Annotated in this window: 16 protein-coding genes; 9 read left to right on the plus strand and 7 right to left on the minus strand. The window is 49.2% G+C overall.

Translation table 11 applies throughout. The features are described from left to right. Positions 1-102 precede the first annotated feature (102 nt). Together BZG76_RS08545 and BZG76_RS08550 are read left to right on the plus strand one after the other, a co-directional pair. Positions 103-489, plus strand: a complete 387-nt coding sequence (locus tag BZG76_RS08545; protein WP_021024432.1) for a hypothetical protein — start codon at positions 103-105, stop codon at positions 487-489. A 142-nt stretch (positions 490-631) separates the two neighbouring features. Next, positions 632-1819: an acetate kinase gene (locus BZG76_RS08550; RefSeq protein ID WP_077460923.1), complete on the plus strand. Its 1188-nt coding sequence runs from the start codon at positions 632-634 to the stop codon at positions 1817-1819. A gap of 299 nt (positions 1820-2118) precedes the next feature. Here BZG76_RS08550 and BZG76_RS08555 read toward each other — a convergent pair whose 3' ends face one another. The 4 genes from BZG76_RS08555 to BZG76_RS08570 form a co-directional block, all read right to left on the minus strand. Continuing rightward, the gene (locus tag BZG76_RS08555) at positions 2119-2649 is read right to left on the minus strand and encodes an MltR family transcriptional regulator (RefSeq protein WP_077460924.1); all 531 of its coding nucleotides are present in this window, start codon (positions 2647-2649) and stop codon (positions 2119-2121) included. Between the two features lie 61 nt (positions 2650-2710). Further along, entirely contained in the window at positions 2711-3859 is a 1149-nt protein-coding gene (locus tag BZG76_RS08560; RefSeq protein WP_021024436.1) for a mannitol-1-phosphate 5-dehydrogenase, read from the minus strand. Between the two features lie 67 nt (positions 3860-3926). Further along, positions 3927-5897: a PTS mannitol transporter subunit IICBA gene (locus BZG76_RS08565; protein WP_077460925.1), complete on the minus strand. Its 1971-nt coding sequence runs from the start codon at positions 5895-5897 to the stop codon at positions 3927-3929. 516 nt (positions 5898-6413) lie between these two features. Then, positions 6414-6914, minus strand: a complete 501-nt coding sequence (locus tag BZG76_RS08570; RefSeq protein WP_077460926.1) for a lactoylglutathione lyase family protein — start codon at positions 6912-6914, stop codon at positions 6414-6416. Between the two features lie 101 nt (positions 6915-7015). Between BZG76_RS08570 and BZG76_RS08575 the strand changes: the two genes are divergently transcribed. Then, on the plus strand, positions 7016-7927 hold the full coding sequence (locus BZG76_RS08575) for a LysR family transcriptional regulator (protein WP_077460927.1): 912 nt from the start codon (positions 7016-7018) through the stop codon (positions 7925-7927). A gap of 128 nt (positions 7928-8055) precedes the next feature. Continuing rightward, the gene (locus BZG76_RS08580) at positions 8056-8688 is read left to right on the plus strand and encodes a substrate-binding periplasmic protein (RefSeq protein ID WP_077460928.1); all 633 of its coding nucleotides are present in this window, start codon (positions 8056-8058) and stop codon (positions 8686-8688) included. On the opposite strand, the gene clcA is transcribed toward BZG76_RS08580, so the two are convergent. Continuing rightward, entirely contained in the window at positions 8689-10080 is a 1392-nt protein-coding gene (clcA, locus tag BZG76_RS08585; protein ID WP_077460929.1) for a H(+)/Cl(-) exchange transporter ClcA, read from the minus strand. Between the two features lie 361 nt (positions 10081-10441). Beyond that, complete coding sequence (locus BZG76_RS08590) at positions 10442-11743, minus strand: alpha/beta fold hydrolase (protein WP_077460930.1); 1302 nt, start codon at positions 11741-11743, stop codon at positions 10442-10444. A gap of 205 nt (positions 11744-11948) precedes the next feature. Here BZG76_RS08590 and BZG76_RS08595 point away from each other — a divergent pair, with 205 nt between their 5' ends. From BZG76_RS08595 to BZG76_RS08610, 4 genes are all read left to right on the plus strand, one after another. Then, entirely contained in the window at positions 11949-12410 is a 462-nt protein-coding gene (locus BZG76_RS08595; protein WP_021024442.1) for a MarR family winged helix-turn-helix transcriptional regulator, read from the plus strand. A gap of 108 nt (positions 12411-12518) precedes the next feature. Further along, a complete protein-coding gene (locus BZG76_RS08600; protein WP_077460931.1) occupies positions 12519-13577 on the plus strand; it encodes an HlyD family secretion protein in 1059 nt (352 codons plus the stop codon). Positions 13578-13588: 11 nt separating this feature from the next. Further along, positions 13589-14626, plus strand: a complete 1038-nt coding sequence (locus tag BZG76_RS08605; protein WP_021024444.1) for a DUF2955 domain-containing protein — start codon at positions 13589-13591, stop codon at positions 14624-14626. Between the two features lie 261 nt (positions 14627-14887). Beyond that, positions 14888-16492, plus strand: coding sequence for a methyl-accepting chemotaxis protein (locus BZG76_RS08610; protein WP_077460932.1), 1605 nt, complete (start codon positions 14888-14890; stop codon positions 16490-16492). 54 nt (positions 16493-16546) lie between these two features. On the opposite strand, the gene BZG76_RS08615 is transcribed toward BZG76_RS08610, so the two are convergent. Further along, positions 16547-17464, minus strand: a complete 918-nt coding sequence (locus tag BZG76_RS08615; protein WP_077460933.1) for a LysR family transcriptional regulator — start codon at positions 17462-17464, stop codon at positions 16547-16549. A gap of 138 nt (positions 17465-17602) precedes the next feature. Between BZG76_RS08615 and BZG76_RS08620 the strand changes: the two genes are divergently transcribed. Continuing rightward, positions 17603-18751 carry an S-(hydroxymethyl)glutathione dehydrogenase/class III alcohol dehydrogenase gene (locus BZG76_RS08620; protein ID WP_077460934.1) on the plus strand — a complete coding sequence of 383 codons (1149 nt, stop codon included), beginning with the start codon at positions 17603-17605 and terminating at the stop codon, positions 18749-18751. Positions 18752-18767: the final 16 nt, after the last annotated feature.

Consider the following 18767-nt stretch of genomic DNA (forward strand, 5'->3'; position numbering starts at 1 on the left):
CACCTGCTTTATTTTTCTCCTGTCGCTCTAACGCATAATGCTGCCTTTTAGGCGCTATACGTTGTTGATGGTCGTTACCTGTTGCCAATCGGGAGATTCGCCATGACGGTAATGAACAACACCTTTGATAACACTGCAACTTTCTCAACCTCCGAGATCGTCGCGGCTCGTAATGCCTTTTTACAATACGAATTAACTCGGCAAGCCGAGCTACTCACCGTAATGCCAATCGAGGAATCGATGGGTGTTCTGCGGCACTGCTCGGTGGCTCATGTTCAACATTTGCTCGATATATTGGGCGAGCAAGGCCATCAGCGGCAAGCGGATGAATATGCGCACCGCCTTGGAGTGATACCACCAAGGACCAACCTGCTTTTGCGTATGATGGAGACACTTCGCGCGCACCGCAAAGTCGTCACGATTATGTCGCTAGTAATGAGCACCATGGGGGTCGTCGGTTACTTGTCATTCTTGTTTTTGCCTAGTTGATGCGCACTTAGCTTGATCTTACGCAGTAAATTGTTGGGCAATTATGCTATCACTATAACGATAGTTGAATTATTCAAAAATATTTTAATAATAGGGTGGCGGCCGCAAGTCGCGATCCCAATTCTGCCAATAAGGTAAACCTATGAGTGATGCACTGGTACTCGTTATAAATTCAGGCAGTTCGTCTTTAAAGTTTGCACTGATGGACGCGCAAACAGGCGATGCTGTGATTTCAGGCGCCGGAGAGTGTTTTGGTCGTGATGACGCATGCATGAGCTGGAAAGTCGACGGTAACAAAACTGAAAAGACATTGAGTGCAGGAAGCGACCACCATCAAGAGGCCATGGACATTATTGTGGGCCTTATCGAAAACAACCAACTCAGTGATAAATTACAAGCTGTTGGGCACCGAGTGGTCCATGGTGGCGAAACCTTCAGTCAGGCGACGCTTATCGATGATGCCGTACTTGCACAGATCGATGCCTTGAAATCCCTGGCGCCACTGCACAACCCCGCTCATGTCGTTGGTATTAATGCCGCGCGTAAAGCTTTCCCTAACCTTCCTCAAGTCGCGGTTTTCGACACAGCATTCCATCAAACCATGCCGGAAAAAGCGTATCACTACGCGATCTCGCGTCAGCTCTATAATGATTATGGCATTCGTCGCTATGGTTTTCATGGCACCAGCCATTATTACGTAAGTCGTGAAGCGGCAAAATGGCTTAATCAAGCGCCTGAACAAACCAACGTCATCACCGTACACCTTGGTAACGGTGCCTCTTTGTGTGCGGTCAAAGACGGTCAAAGTGTCGATACCAGCATGGGCTTTACGCCTTTAGCCGGTTTGATGATGGGCACTCGCTGTGGTGATATCGACCCATCTATTCTAGAGTTTTTATCGAAAAAAGGGCTCAGCATGGATCAAATCCATCATGAGCTGATCGATAAAGCAGGGCTTCTTGGTGTGTCTGAGCTCACTAATGATTGTCGTGGGCTGGTTGAAGCCGCGGAAGAAGGCCACAGAGGTGCGCAACTCGCGCTGGAAATGTTTGCTTATCGCGTTGCGAAATTCATCGCAAGTTACATGGTGCCGTTATCCCGCCTGGATGCGATTGTTTTCACAGGTGGAATTGGCGAAAACTCACTGCCAGTCCGTGAGATGATCCTAAAAGAACTCGCGATTTTCGGTTATCAGTCAGATGCCGACGCCAACGCCGCAGCTCGGTTCGGTGCCGCAGGACAAATCACAACACAAGATTCACCGCTCGCATTGGTGATCCCAACCAACGAAGAGCTGGTGATTGCCCAGCAAGCCATGGCAATGGCCTGATTGTCACGTCTTTTTTGAATACGAAGCGAGCCAAGAGGCTCGCTTTTTAATTCATACGCATGAATCAACCCTTCTCAAGCCTAGTGTGATCTTACACTCGGCGTTTTGTCTATAATGATAGACAGTCTGCTCTCGATTTTGGTTTAATACCCGAACAATAAAAGGATTGGTTAGGTATGAAATTGTATAACACGATTAAGGCTTACTTATTTGAAACGTTGGTTTTAGGGGGAGCGCTAGCGCTTGGTATATGGTTAGTGCTGGCCGGGTAGTCAATTAGCCTATACGCCGGTTTAGTACTAGAACGGGCTTTCTTTGCTCAATTCGTTGCAAATCTCGACAATAACAAGAGAAAGCCCCGAGCGGAGGACCTGCTGCTGGCGTTGCAGTTGTAGCTGATAAAACTCAATATCCACATCATCCTCTGGCGCTCCTATATCGCGCTGAATCATACTCATATTGTCAATTTTACGAAGCTTTTTTACCGCATCCAGTACGTTAGGGTCGGTGAAGTGGTAGTCGTCAGCATCATTACTTAGCTGGTTTTTAAGTTTAATAATCTGTTCAATATCGTGATAAGCGTCATCTGATAACACGCCTAGACCAAACAAGAGTTTTAATCGCACTGAAAGATCACCCAGTGGCCCCGTGTCATGCAGCAAAGGCCCCACCACTGATTCTACTGCAAAGTTATCTTTGCGAAAAACCCGCTTGATTAAGCCATCAATAGACGCTTCAAACGTATCGACCGCGGCAACAAAAAAGCCACGCACGGTTGTCGCTTGGTTTAATCGTTCAATGATGTCTGTTTCGTCGAAATTTTCTGCCATAGACTCAATACTGCTTATTGTTATAACGGGGGAGTTAAACTCCCCCTGTGAAGTGCGCGGTTTACAATTGCTGGTACAGGGTGTTGATTGCCTCAATTTCAGGGCTTTCTTCTGCCAAGCCGGTGTATATCGCTAGTGTCTTTCTTACGCCTACCTCAGCCAGTGAAGCTTGAAGTTCTTCAGCTTGTGGGTCGGTGTGATTGGTATATTTCAATGCTGCGGCAATACCTTTTAACAACGCTCGGTTATCCGTGCCATATTCTATTGTACCCAGTAATGGCTTGATAAGCCTATCGTTCTGACTTAGCTTTCGAATAGGCTGGCGGCCAACTCGATCGACCTCATCAACCAAGTAGGGGTTTGAGAAACGCCCCAAAATTTTCTCGATGTACGCTTGGTGAGCGGCGCGGTTAAATCCGTAGCGTTGAATAAGCACTTCGCCGCTTTCCTGCATGGCCTGTTTCACCACGGCATGAATCTGTGGATCGGTAATGGCTTCACGAATGGTACGGTGGCCGCTTAAGCACCCCAAATAAGCAGTGATACAGTGACCTGTATTCAAGGTGAAAAGCTTGCGTTCGACAAACGCCATTAAGTTTTGCGTTTTCTCCATACCGGCGATATCAGGGATCTCGCCTTTGAACTGTTGCTCATCAACAATCCATTCGCTGAAGCTTTCTACCGTAACCTCTAAGGGATCATCGTTCGCCGCTTCCGCGGGCGGTACAATACGATCGACCGCTGAATCGACAAAACCAATCAGTGCCTCTGCTTTTTGATGCAACGCGGGGTCAAGGTGCTTATAGACTTCGCCCTTAAGGTGTGATGTGCCACGGATCATGTTTTCACAGGCAATAATGTTCAGCGGCGCCAAATTGCCCGATTCAAAACGCTTTTCAATCCCGGTGGCTATGGTCTTAGCGATAATATCAAGCACATTGGGACCCACTGCCGTGGTCACTAAATCCGTTTTTACGATTTTATCGATCACATCATCACTTGCCGAATTAACCGCCGTGATATGAGAAACCGTGTCGATATGGCAGTCATTGCCGACCACTTTGACGTTGTAGCTTTGTTTGTGACTGAGTTGATCAATGAGGGGCGCATCAACATCTGCAAAGGTGACCTCGACATTGGCATCCGCGAGTAATTTTCCGATAAAGCCGCGGCCAATATTGCCGGCACCAAAATGAACAGCATTTTTCATAATATTTACCTCAAACTAAAAAAGATGGATATAAGGGACCACCTCAGTGGTCTCCTTATCAGACTGATTAATGGGACGACGTCATATGAGTGACGTTTTCATCACTTAATAGATTGAGGATCTCGTCAATACTGTCGGTACTGGTGAGGGTATCTATTGCATCAGGTTCATCTAGCGCATTAGTGATAGCGGTAATAACTTGGATATGCTCATCGTTTTTGGCGGCAATCCCGATCACCAATTTAGCGATATCGTCTTTATCGTCGGTGAACTGCACACCCGTTGGATACTGGCATACCACGATGCCGGTTTTCTTGACTCCATCTTTCGCTTTGACGGTGCCATGAGGGACGGCGATAGATTCACCGAGGTAAGTTGGAGTTAATGCCTCGCGCTCAAACATGGCGTCGACATAGCTAGGTTCAACGTAACCGAGTTTGACAAGTTGATTGCCGGCAAATTGGATCGCCTGCTCTTTGTTTGTTGCCGTTAAGCCAACATGGATATTTTCACGTTGGAGTTGAAAAGTGGGCGCTGGCGTTGGCTCGAAGCTATCGTCATTCGCGGCAGTATCAGGAACCCTAAGCACTTGCGGATCGTTCGCTGCAGGGTATTTTGCCGCGAGAATTTGGGTGACCAACTGGCCGTAAACCTCACCATCAAGGAAGTTATTAAGTGAAATATGGTGAGCTGATGGGGCGTGAGTACGTGCGCGCTCGGTTAGGTCTTTGTGCGTGATCACAATCTGCGCATCCTCAGGCAAACTATTAACCGCAATATTCGTGACACCAATATCTAGACCGGCGCTTTGCACTTTTTTGCGCAGCAAGCTGGCACCCATGGCACTGGATCCCATACCCGCATCACACGCAACCAAAATATGCTTAACGGATGCAAAATTAACCGTGCCTTTGGGCGCGGATGAGGGAGTGGAGGTATCTGCTTTCGTGCCTGTCTTCATGTCCTTCATTTTCGCAGTCGCTTCATCGAGTGAAGCTTCGTCACCATCGCCCTCTGTGCTTTTTTGCGTTTTCATCAGCAAAGCGGCAACCACAAATGACACACTGGCAGCGGCAATAATTGACGCTAAGACACCAACAACCGATCCTTTTTGCGTCATTAATAGCACGGCAAAGATAGAGCCAGGAGATGCGGGTGACACAATGCCTGCATCAAACACAGTGAGAACGAATACACCTGTCATACCTCCAGCAATGGCTGCAAGGATAAGACGTGGATTCATTAAAATGTAAGGGAAGTAGATCTCGTGAATACCACCGAAGAAGTGAATAATCGATGCACCCCCTGCGGTTTGACGTGCTGTGCCTTTACCAAACACCATGTACGCTAACAAGATGCCCAAACCTGGACCTGGATTCGCTTCAATGAGGAAGAAAATCGACTGGCCTGCTTCTGATGCTTGTTGAATGCCCAGAGGAGAGAAAATGCCGTGGTTGATCGCATTATTCAAAAACAAGATCTTAGCGGGTTCAACAAATACCGACGTCAGCGGTAACAAGTGCGCTGAGACCAAAAATTCAACGCCCGCAGCCAGACCATTGGACAACAGTTTTACGAACGGGCCGATGAGGAAGAAAGCGATAATCGCGCAAAGCATACCGATAATACCGGCAGAGAAGTTATTCACTAACATCTCAAACCCGCTTCTCACTTTGCCATCGATATAAGCATCGAATTTTTTAATGGCCCAGCCGCCGAATGGACCAACTATCATCGCGCCCATAAACATGGGAATGTCAGTCCCGACAATCACCCCCATGGTGGTAATCGCGCCGACAACAGCGCCGCGTTCGCCGCCAACAAGTTTACCGCCGGTGTAGCCGATCAGCAGTGGTAGTAGGTAGGTAATCATGGGGCCGACCATGGCCGCCAATGTCTCATTGGGTACCCAACCGGTCGGAATAAATAGTGCGGTAATAATCCCCCACGCGATGAATGCGCCGATATTGGGCATCACCATATTTGAAAGGAAGCGACCAAAATTCTGTATCTTGATCTTGGTGTCAGATGATATCATAACAATACCCCGTTTGATGTTCTCACTGAACGTGTGTGGTAGAACGGTTCGCCAAAACCGTCTGGCTAGTTAGTACCCAGTCAATTTACCACACATTTTTTCGAGAGAACTGATAACGGGGGTTTGTTGACCCACCTCTCACTATTCACGTCGCAACTATATTTTACCCCAACACCTGTCACAAACATAACATGAAAGTTTAGTACAAAATGAAAAAACAACATTGTCAATAAAAATTATAATGACCATTATCACATTTTTTGTTTTTGCGTTATAAAATTTATAGTGATATAGATCACTCTTTATTTTTTTAGAACAGTGAAATAAAAAATCAGAGTGACTAATATCACACTGTTTGCCTGGTCGATATTAATTCATTGAGTGATCTTTATCACGTTTGTTTTTTTGTTACGAATAGTGACGGTTTGGTCGGTGTCGTATTGAAGCAGTAAACAGGCTCAATCACGTTGAGCCTGTTTATTGAAAGTACCAAAGCTGTTATCGCAGGTGGAAGAGTTAATATGCTCCTGCGCTGTAGATCAGCTCGTAGCTGTGGCTGTAGATCTCCAAGATATTGCCGAATGGGTCTTCCATATAGATCATGCGATAGGGCTTCTCTCCAGGATAGTAATAGCGTGGTTTCTCCATCCGTTTCTTACCGCCAGCTTCAACAATACGCTCGGCTAATGCTTCAACATTTGGATCTTGCACGCAGAAGTGAAATACGCCCGTTTTCCAATACTCGAAATTGTTGTCAGGGTTTTGCTGATCCTTAAACTCAAATAGCTCTACACCAACGCGGTCACCTGTCGATAAATGGGCAATGCGAAAACGTTCCCAACCTTGGCCAAACACATCGGTGCACATTTCGCCGATTGCACTGTCGTCTTCAACAATCTCAGTAGGCACCATGATGAGATACCAACCAAGCACCTGCGTGTAAAACTCAACGGCTTTTTCTAAGTCAGGGACGGAAATACCAATGTGTGAAAATGTACGTGGGTAAGGGGTCTGCATCATTTGTTCCTCTCTGCTTACGTCTTCATTGTTTGCAAGCATGAGGCACCTAAACCATAATGTTAAATTATGGTTTGCAATGATTGTGATGACATTTTGTTATGGTTAACCCTGTTTGGCTGAAAACCTTTTGCACCCTGGTAGATGTTGGCACTTTTACTAAGGCCGCTGATAAATGCTATATGACGCAGTCTGGCGTAAGCCAGCACGTGCGAAAGCTTGAGGAGTCATTATCTTCAACGTTGGTCATTCGAGGAAAGAAAGGCGTGGTGCTGACCGAGGCAGGACAACAACTCTATCGTCAAGGGAAGGACGTGCTACAAACGTTGGATAATCTTGCTGTAACCATCAGTCGCGATCCCGGCTATGAAGGCGAGGTACGCATTATGTCGCCGGGAAGTGTCGGGCTCCGCTTGTATACGCGTTTGCTCGATCTTCAGGTGACATATCCTGCCCTTACGATTAACTATCGATTTGCGCCAAATGGCGATGTTCACAAGGCTATCTTAAATAACACCATTGATATTGGCCTAACAACGGCTTGTCCAGTTGACCCGAATATTCAGTCTGAACCCATTGGCGAAGAGCCGTTATTGCTGGTGACACCGCGCCATATTAAAGACCCTACATGGGAAACACTCTGCCAACTTGGATTCATTGATCACCCAGATGCTAGGCATCACGCAGAGTTATTACTTGGGGCGAACTTCGAGCAATATCAAACGGCGCAGTTACGCCCCGTTAAGCAATCTGGTTTTTCTAACCAAATAAGTCTTATCTTACTACCCGTTGCACGCGGACTTGGCTTTACCGTCTTGCCCGCCAATGCTGTCGCGGCTTTTGCTCAACAAGCGGCCATTAAAGCTCATTACTTACCGACACCGGTCAGTGAAACCTTATATCTCTCCTCTCTTGCCGGACGCGAGCTGCCTCAGCGCGCGATCAATATTGCAAACGTCACTAAAGAGCATGTCGGTGATTCAATCAATAGGCATGATAAAAGCAAAGAGTGACAGCGTCACGTGTCATACATTGACGGTGCTTCCTCTGTCTTCTAATGTCTAAGAGTCCAAAGGCAACCTGAGATGGCAATGTGACGAGATGGTGGATACTTGTAGCCTGCTGGCTACCGTTGAATGTCATGGCAAATACACTAACGATTGCTTACCGCGATGAGACCGATTCTGTTTCTTTGGTGACTAAAGCGATCGTGGAGCAGGCATTCACTGCTATCGACACGAGTATTGAACTCACATGGATAGAGATGCCACTTGCTCGGGCCGAAAATGCACTGAAAAAAGGCATTATTGATGCTGACTTTGGCCGAACACGGCTAGCCTATCAAGATATCCCCAAAGCGTTATATCCGCGAGAACCATTGTTGTCGGTAGACTATTACCTCTTTGGATACACACATGTGTTAGAGCCGGAAGATTACCAATATGTTGTAGGAGTCATCGGTGATCAAGCTGTCGAAGAAATTGCGAAACGCTACCAGTGGCAGCTTATAACAACCAGAACACAACGCGCTGCGCTAAATATGGTCAATAGTCACCGTGTTAAAGCAATGATAGGTTATGGAAGAATCAAAAGTATAATCGAAAAAGACCAGCTTACTTATGTTCGTATGGGAGATAAACCGGTTGCGTCTTTCTCGGTTTTTCTGGTCTTTCATCAACGCCATCAGCGATTAGTTGCACAGCTAAATACCGCATTGAAGGACATGAGAGATAGCGGCACGACCGCCGCTATCCTTGCCAAATATGGATTGTGATTATGGCTGTTGCTCAACCCGCAGCTTTTGCTCGCGCACTTTGCGACGTAATAGCTCGGTATAAATCGGTTGGCCGCCAAGTAATTGTGCAACAAGGGTGGCGCCGAGGGTGGTAATAATCAGCGGCAAAATCAGATAGTAGTTATTGGTCATCTCAATCACCAACAAAATTCCCGTGATAGGCGCGCGTACGGTCGCGGCGAACAAAGCGCCCATGCCCGCAATGGCAAACATCCCCGGTTCTATGCCCATCTCAGGATACATATTGGCAACCACTAAGCCATAAACCGTCCCTAGCAAGGTGCCTAGCGCCAGCATTGGGGCGAAAATGCCGCCTGGCGCGCCGGAGCTAAAGCAAATCACCGTCAGCAGCGTACGCGCCATAAAGATAAATAGCAGCGCACTGATGGAATAGTTTAAGCTAACAAAATCTGGCACTAAGTTAATGCCGCCATGGGTCAGCTCTGGGGCATAGATCAGCAATAAGCCAAAGAAACCGCCTAGCGTGGCCCCTACTAGCCAGATTCGTTTTTGACTTTTTTGATAAAAACGTTGGAAAAAGTCCTGACACCGCATAATCAAAAAATTAAACAGCACGCCAAACACGCCAAAACAACAACCTAGTGCGAGAAAGAACCATAAAGAGGCAAGTGGTGGTGTCTCGTACTGGGGCAGAACAATCACTGCCTCTTGGCCATTGATATAGCGAAAAACGATATCGGCCATGATGGCGGCAATGATCACTGCTTTTATCGAGATCAAGGTATAGCGAAACTGAGGTCGCATTTCCTCAACCACGAACATGATCGCCGCAAGGGGGGCATTAAACGCCGCGGCGAGACCGGCGGCAGCCCCGGATGCAAGCAGTGTTTGGTTACTGTTTCTGTCTTTGATGCGAAAAGTATCGGTGACCATGCGACCAATATTGGCACCGATTTGCACACTAGGACCTTCTCGTCCGAGGATCATCCCTGAGCCTAGCGCACCTAAACCGCCGAAAAATTTCACTGGGATTACCCGCCACCACCGCGTAGGTCGAATGCCTTCCATCGCGCCTTCCACCTCAGGGATCCCTGAACCAGCGGCCTCGGGCGCAAATCGATGAACAAGCCAATAGCCCATTAAGGCCAGGCCGGCACTGATAATAAAAGCGAGTAATCCCAATGGAATCATTGAGCTAATGTTGCTGTCTAGCCAGTCAGTTCTTGACTGAGAGAGGGTATGAATCGCGAGTTCGAAAAGGGTGACAACAACGCCGCCTAAAAAGCCGATGACAACGGCGAGCAAAAGAATAGAAACGGGCGTTTTGTCGCGTGACCATAATTTATCAAAGAAAACGCTAGATTTATAAAAGATGGCTCTTTTCTTGCCTGTTTTACTTACAATTTTCATCTATGTGAACGCAAAATTTGAAAAGAAAAATGACGATGTATGGGGGCACTCATTCTTGCGCCGACACCGTGCTGGGAACGTCCTGTTCCCCGAGAGAACGCATTTATACTACGCCAATTCACCTAACATGCAAGCGCTTGACCGGTGTCTAATTATTCGGCTAGCCAAGATAAAAATCACTGGAGTAAGCGATACGGGGCGGCGATAACGATAAGGGCATATTTTCAGACGTTTCACTGGGGGAGTCCGTATTGAGTGATAGCGTACCACCTCCCTGTCCCTGAATAATTGATTTGAATTAGATCACAGTTTGTTAGGGACAAAATGTCCGCTGCGACACCATTGGCCGCAGCGGTGCGAATCAACCGCGACCAGGAGCTTGGGTTGCGGCAATATGATCGCCGATCTCAATCAAACGGCTCAAAATCCGCTCACCATCAACGCCAATGCCATTGTGCTCGTATTCGTTAGTCATCCACGCTTGACTGTTGGCAATCTGCGCCAAGGTTTGACGGGAATAATCGAACTCGACAAACATGTCATCCACATAGGTGGCACAGGCGAGCGGCACCGTATTGCATTTCAGCGCATCCAGATCATACAGCGCCGGCCAATCGCTCTTTTCTGCCAGCAACATCGCCGCGTCTTTGAGCGGTTTAAGGGTAGCCAGTTGATCAAACATCCACGGGTACACCATTTCGCCGGTAAAACGGAACGGCTGATCGGGCTGATAGTGGAACTGCGGGAATTGATCGCGCACCCGATGGGCTGACCACTGCGACGCCTGCTGCTGGCAGTAAATCGATTCATGCAAAATAGCGTAAAACGGGTTGGTTAAATATCCTTGGTCAGCCTGCATCGCATTTAAGAACGGATAGCTTAAGGTACGCTCGCCATTCACCTCTATAAAGGCTCGTTCTAGTAAGTAATACAGCGGCAGCCCGGCATGGCCGCGACCGAGATTCAGCCCCAGCGTTTGAAATTGCTCAACGGTAAACGGCTGACCGTTTGGCAGCGTCACCGTATTGTTTTGCAAATACTGGGCAATCTCGTGACAGCGTGCTTGTGCGTCCGGGAATTGGGCGAAAAACTGTTGATTCTTATCTTCCACGCGCTGATAGGTTTTTTGATACACCGCATCGGCGTGTCCCTTGACCGGCGGGATCCCACCGGTGACAAACGCGCGTGATAGCGATTGGGGAAAGAACGACAAATAGGTGAGGGCACAGAACCCACCAAAGCTTTGCCCGAGGATCGCCCATTGCTTGATGCCTAGCGCCTCACGTAAACACTCGGCGTCTTTCACGATGCTGTCCGCGCGAAAATGGCTCAAATACGCTGCTTGCTCGGCAGGCGTGAGATGGGCAAGCGTTTGGTGATTTACCGGCGAGCTTAAGCCCGTGCCGCGTTGGTCGAGCAACAACACGCGATAATCGTCTAATGCGCGTTTTAGCCAACCTGTGGCGCCGTTGGGGCGGGGAGACTCCATGCCTGGCCCACCTTGAAAATACACCAGCCACGGCAGATCTGCTTCGTGATGGCGCGTATCAACCACTTCACGAGCAAAAATAGTGATCGGCGTACTATTGGCGTCACTGTGATCCAGTGGGACCTCAACACGGTGACTGCGATAACGGATATAACGATCATAAAGATCTTGCATGGTAATGCCTTTATAAACAGAAAGATGACGATGATTAGGTTATCAGAGTTGTTCGGTCTCAGCGAGCAAGCACGAAGCCGAACTTCTTCGATTTTTATGTGATCTATATCACTTTTATATTTACTTAGCCTGCTAACTATTTTATATTGCTTGTTCTCTATTACTTAGCAGGCTAAGTAATCCGCACGATTGAGGGAGAGATCGCATGACCGCTTCACATCCAGAACATATGTCGATAGCTGAACATCTAGGACGGACCGCACGACTATGGCGACGCGTAGCCGATTCCGAGCTTGAACCACTTGGGCTCAGTTATCCGCGCTGGAGTGCGCTGTGGATGTTACGTCGATTGGGCGATGGCATTAGCCAAAGTGAGTTGGCGCAAGCGTTAGAGATTGAGCTGGGCTCGTTAATGCGCACGTTAAAGCACCTTGAGGAACAAGGGCTGATCACACGGCGCTGCTTACCCGAAGATAAACGCACCCGAACCGTCCATGTCACCGACAGTGGTTGTGAATTAATGTCGCGTATCGAAGCGCGGGTGTTGCGGGTACGCAAACATTTGTTGTCTGGTATCGCCGCTGAAGATTTTGAGGCTTTAGAGCGTGTATTGGTCACCATCAATCAAAACGCACTCGATTACGTAACGTCTTCTCAAGATGAATAAAAAGTAAGGCGATACCTTGTTCTTGTTAGGGCGACGCTGTTCAGCGCGATACTTTCCAGTGCAACACTAATCAATAATGATGTAGATAAGTAAAGGTAATAAGCACGAATGACACCGGATGAAAAATTTTCTCGCTGGGTAAAAATAGCGGCGCTCAGTTTTCTGATCCTTTTCGGTTATTTTTTAATCGCAGATAATACGATGCCACTCACGCCTCATGCGATGGTGACACGCACCGTCACCAAAGTGGCACCACAAGTGAGTGGCCCAGTCAGCGCGCTTGCGGTCGACAACAACCAAGACGTTCACCAAGGTGATGTGCTGTTTCGGATTGAAAGCGCGCCTTACCGTATTGCCGTCGACCAAGCAAAGCTCGCACTTGCCCAGGCCAGACAAAGCAATGCTCAGCTCGATGCCTCCTTGATGGCCGCGCGCCAAGATGTCTCGGCGCTCGCGTCGGTATTGGCACAAAAAGCACGCGAAGCAACACGATTAAAAGCTCTATTTGCTAAAAATGGTGTGTCGCAGCAGCAGCGTGACGATGCGATCAGCGCGGCCGATACTGCACGCGCCAAATGGGAAGCTGCCAAAGCGCGTGTCAGTGCGCTTCAAATTCAACGGGGCGGTGATGGTGCCAGCAACATTGCCGAACAAGTGGCATTGAGCAAGTTAAAGAAAGCGCAATTGAATCAATCGTATACCACCGTAAAAGCCAGCCATGACGGCGTAGTGACCAACCTGCAATTAGACGTGGGCGCCTATGCCAGTGCCGGCCAGCCAATCATGGCATTGGTGTCAGAACGTGCACAAGTGATTGCCGATTTTCGTGAGAAAAGTGTGCGCGATATTGAGGCAGGTTATACCGCGCTAGTGGCGTTTGACAGTGAGCCCGGCGCTTTATATACCGGCCATGTTACCAGTGTTGATGCGGGGGTCAGTGCAGGTCAAATCGATGCTAATGGCCAGTTAGCCTCACCCACCAATTCGAACCGATGGGTACGCGATGCACAGCGTATGCGTCTGCACATTCAACTTGATGAATGGCCATCTCATGCCCTCCCCACGGGTGCTCGCGCCACGGTACAACTGGTGCCTGACCATGCGATAAGCGGTCTGCTCGCAAAAGCACAAGTGGGCTTTCTGAGTATGCTGCATTACATCTACTAAGGGCGAGTGCAATGAATTTATGGCATCACCCGTTAAGCGATAATGATGTACGCCAATGTGCGCGCATAGCCACCGGCGCGACCTTAGGATTCGCGATTTGTAAGTTTTTCGACTGCAGCTTTGGGGTGTTTTTTACCGTCACTCCAATGTTGCTGCTCGGCCTTGTCCCGGTGATCAATGGCCGTGCCGCGCGTCAGCTTTTGGCCTCGGCGGTGATCAGTGGGTTAGAAGTTGGACTGCTGGGCGGATTATTTGGCGCGCATCCAGGGTTAATGACGCCTTTGGTATTCTTGTTGTTCACCTACAAATTTGCCTGCATGTCAAAAGGGCGTTTTTTTCTTTTTGGTGCCAACAGCGTGTTAAGCCTTAGCATCATGCTTCATTTTGCGAGTTATCCCGATTTACCGATTAATACCTTAATCTTCGGTAACCTGGGCGCGAATGTGTTATCGGTCGCAGTGGCGTATCTCGTCACCTGGTTAATTCCTGATGTCACGCCGCGTCAGCCGCCTGCTGCACCCGCAGGGGGAAAACAATCCCATCGGATGCGGCATGAAGCACTCATGGGCGCGACGTTGGCGACGGTCTCGTTTTTTATCTTTCAGCTGTTTGATTTGCGCGATTCGATTTCAGCACAAGCCACCACCGTGTTGTTGCTGTTCCCGATGCATTGGAACGGCTCGCTCAGTTATGCGCGTAAACGGGCGATTGGCACTGTGTTGGGCGTGGTATATGGGGTAGGCTGCCAAGTCATTTTATACGATTGGTTTAACGTGCTGATCTTGGTGATCCCGCTGCTTTGGATAGGCACCATGTTGTTTGCCAAAGCGCATTTAAAAGAGGCCGGGGGCTCAGGCGTGGGGTTTGGGGCCATGGCAACGCTCGGGATCTTATTCGGGCAATACTTAAGCCCCAACCAAGACTTTATGTACGATGCCTTATATCGAGTCAGCAGCAACTTAGTCGCCATTGTACTCACCTTGATGCTTTGCTTTATCGTGCATAAATTACTTAATTACTTCCCGGCAACGCGGTTTGGCGTCACTTAACTGCCGATTATGCTGGGCACGAACATGCTTCGCTTCAGTCAACTAATAATCATGATTTTTGCGGCTAACCTCTCAGCCCAATTTCACTTTTGCGAAGCATCACTTGTTTAACCCATGACCTACCGCTATGATTCTGTTTAACAATTATGTACAGAGAGGAAGTCAGCCGTCTCTCATACTGTTCGACACTGAATTTTTCGGCACATTACGCGCCGGTTGTGACGGCTTTAGTCCTTCCCCATCATTTAAAAAGGCAGCGTAGTGAAAAAACTCATTTTGATCGTGGTCTGTGCCATGTTTGCGGTTGCGGCCATTGCAAGCATCACGGCCACTACCTTTATCTCGCATGACGAGATAGACAGCATTATTCTTAAACGTTCGCAAGCACAGGCTGAGCTACTTGCCGACCGTGCGGAATACATCTTAGAAAACTCCTCCACGCCTACCGCTGATCTGCAAGACATGGTGTCCGATCTTAAAGGTCGAGATGACATCAGCTACGCAGTGATGATTGATAAAAACATCAAAGCGATTGCTCATAGCGATAGACAGAAAATTGATAAGGTGTACAGCGATAATTATACCGTCGCCGGTGCCGGCCAAGGTCAGCCCCAGCATTCGCGCTGGTACGCCGATGTGCAAGATGTATGGGTGTACGACATCATGATGCCGGTGTACGTCGATGGCCGTCTTTGGGGCGCGTTCGATGTCGGCATTCCCATCACCGAAGTCGATGCTGCCGCCAATGGTATCGCCATCGCCCAGCTTACCGCGATTGGCTTGATTTTTATCGGCTGTACCTTGGTACTGGTGTGGCTACTCGGCCGTTTATTCGCGCCGCTAAAAGGCTTAGAACATGCGCTGGCAGATATCTCGAAAGGCGATGGTGACCTTACCGTGCGCTTGCCCGTGACCGGCAATAACGAAATTACCCACATTTCAGAGGCGTTTAACACCTTTGTGGATAAAATCGACCAAATCATTGCTAACGTGGTCGAAACCGGTGAAGAGCTTGGCCGCTCGGCGGGATCATTGCGCGATAAAGCAGCGCAGTCATTAAAGCGCGGTGAGTCACAAAGCGAGCAAGCCTTGTTGGTGGTCACTTCAATGAACGAAATGATCGCCACCATTAATGAGATCTCGCAAAGTGCGTCTAGCGCGGCGGACTCGGCCTCATCGGCGAACAGCGAAACCGAAGCCGGCAAGCAAACCTTGACCGAGGCAACCGCGACGATTAACCAACTCGACACTGAGATGGATAACATGTCAACGGTGATCACCTCGTTGGCCGAGCGAACTCAGTCGATTGTCTCGATTCTGGATGTGATTCGCGGGATCTCTGAGCAAACGAACTTGCTTGCCTTGAACGCAGCGATTGAAGCGGCACGTGCTGGTGAGGCTGGACGTGGCTTTGCGGTGGTCGCCGATGAAGTGCGCAGCCTGGCGACTAAAACCTCACAATCGACCGAAGAAATTCAATCGACCATTGATCAGCTTCAGCAAGAAGCGAAAAATGCCGTTGATGCCATGGACACCAGCAAGGCATTGACCACCGAGGGTAACCGTGCCACTGAGCAAGCACTGACAGCACTAGAAAGCATTGCCACACAGGTAAGCACCATCTTAGATATGAATACCCATGTTGCGACCGCGACCGAAGAGCAATCGAGCGTGGCGAATGAAATCAACGTCAACATGGATAATGTTAACCAAGCGGCACAAGCCGGTTTGGAAGATAGCCATAGTCTAGAGGCCAGCAGTCAAGACTTAGCCGGTCTGGCACAAACGCTCGACCAACATGTCGGCGCCTTTAAAATCTCGGCAATTAAACCGACAACAGGTACCTTGCGGGCGTCGCGTCATTAATTCATCTTTGAATGAGCGCGTGCAACAATCGCCAGCCCCGTGCTGGCGATTTTTCTATCGTGCGCCCATTGATGCAGACGTGCTTGTACGCAGCTGTTGGTCGGGCAGGTGGTCGGCAAGAAACTCTAACCACGCGGCTACCTTGGGCTGTAACTGGCGTCCGCTGGGGTAGAGCGCCCAAATACCTTCATCGTCTACCCGATAATCCGTTAATACCTCAACCAGTTCGCCGTTTGCCAATGCTGCCTGCACATAATAATGGGGCAGCTGCGCCAAGCCTAGACCATGCTTAGCCGCATCGAGTAAGGCCACTCCGGAGTTACAGCGTAACTTTCCCGATACGGTCAGTGTGCGAATTTTACCGCTGCTTTGATAATGCCAATGTTCATTTGATCCCACCAAACAGGTATGGCGACTGAGTGCACTGGGTGAATCAGGAGAGCCATGAGTGGCTAAATAGCCAGGGCTGGCACAAATGGTTAATTGGCGCGATCCCAACCGTTTTGCCTTAAGGCTCGAGTCGGGTAAGTGACCAATACGAATTGCCACATCGGTGCCGGTATCGGTTAGATCTACGCGTCGGTTAGTCAGGTGTAAATCGATCGACACTTGCGGGTAAGCGGTTAAAAATGGCGCAAGCAAGGGGGCAATATATTGCTCACCAAAGTTCACCGGCGCAGTGACGCGGACCAGCCCAGAAGGAAGCGCTTGCGATTGAGTAATGGTTTGCTCAGCATCGACCAAGGCCGCGAGCAGTGGGCGGCAGCGTTGATAATAGAGCTCACCTTCGTCGGTGAGTGACACTTTGCGGGTGGTGCGATGAAACAGCTTCACCCCCAAATACGCCTCAAGCGACGCCACCCGACGACTTACCGACACCACCGTGATGTCCAATTTATTAGCCGCTTGGGTAAAGCTGCCATGCTCGGCTACCGATAAAAATTCGTTTAATCCTTCCCAATGGGGTGCCATTACCGTCTACCCTGTCTATATTCACTGACACATATTATTACGACAGTGAAATTATGATTTTCAATTTTGCCAGATTATAACTAAAACTTACTTAGTTAGCATAGTCAGGTCGTAATCGTGAACAAAAAGGATTCTCCAATGGCACTAACAATCAAGCCGGGACAAACGCATATCAAATCAAAAGCCGCGGTCGCATGGGGGCCAGGTGAACCCCTGAAAATGGAAGAGGTTGACGTTCAATTACCTAAACCAGGTGAAGTTCTTGTCAGAATCGTCGCTACTGGCGTGTGTCATACCGATGCTTTTACCCTATCCGGCGATGATCCTGAAGGGGTATTTCCTTCTATTCTTGGCCACGAAGGCGGTGGCATTGTTGAAATGGTCGGCGAGGGTGTGACCAGCGTAGAAGTGGGCGACCATGTGATCCCGCTTTACACTGCCGAATGTGGCGAGTGTAAATTCTGCCGCTCGGGCAAAACCAACCTATGTGGCGCGGTGCGTGAAACCCAAGGCAAAGGCCTGATGCCCGATGGCACCTCGCGCTTTTCGATTAACGGCGAGACCATTTTCCACTACATGGGCTGCTCGACCTTCTCCGAATACACGGTATTGCCAGAGATCTCATTGGCGAAAGTGAGCAAAGCCGCGCCGCTGGAAGAAGTTTGCTTGCTTGGCTGTGGTGTCACCACCGGTATGGGCGCGGTAATGAACACCGCCAAAGTAGAAAAAGGCGATACCGTAGCGATTTTCGGTTTGGGCGGCATTGGCCTGTCAGCCATCATCGGCGCACGTATGGCCGGCGCAAGCCGCATCATCGGCATTGATATCAATGAAAGCAAATTCACCCTCGCCAAACAGCTGGGCGCCACCGATGTGATTAATCCTAACGATCACGATCAACCTATCCAGCAAGTGATTGTCGAGATGACCGACGGCGGGGTCGATTACTCGTTTGAATGTATCGGTAATGTCGATGTGATGCGCCAAGCCCTAGAATGCTGCCACAAAGGCTGGGGCGAGTCAGTGATCATTGGGGTTGCTGGCGCCGGCCAAGAGATTTCAACCCGTCCATTCCAGCTGGTGACAGGGCGCGTTTGGAAAGGCTCGGCGTTTGGTGGCGTAAAAGGCCGCTCAGAGCTGCCCGGCATTGTTGAGCGTTACCTCGATGGTGAGTTTGGCCTGCAAGAATTTATTAGCTACACCATGGGCCTTGATGAAGTAAACCGCGCCTTTGAACTGATGCACGAAGGCAAAAGCATTCGCAGCGTGATCCATATGGACCAATAACAGGACGGCCGCCGTG

Source organism: Salinivibrio sp. AR647, from assembly GCF_001995415.1.
Taxonomy (GTDB): Bacteria; Pseudomonadota; Gammaproteobacteria; order Enterobacterales; family Vibrionaceae; genus Salinivibrio; species Salinivibrio costicola.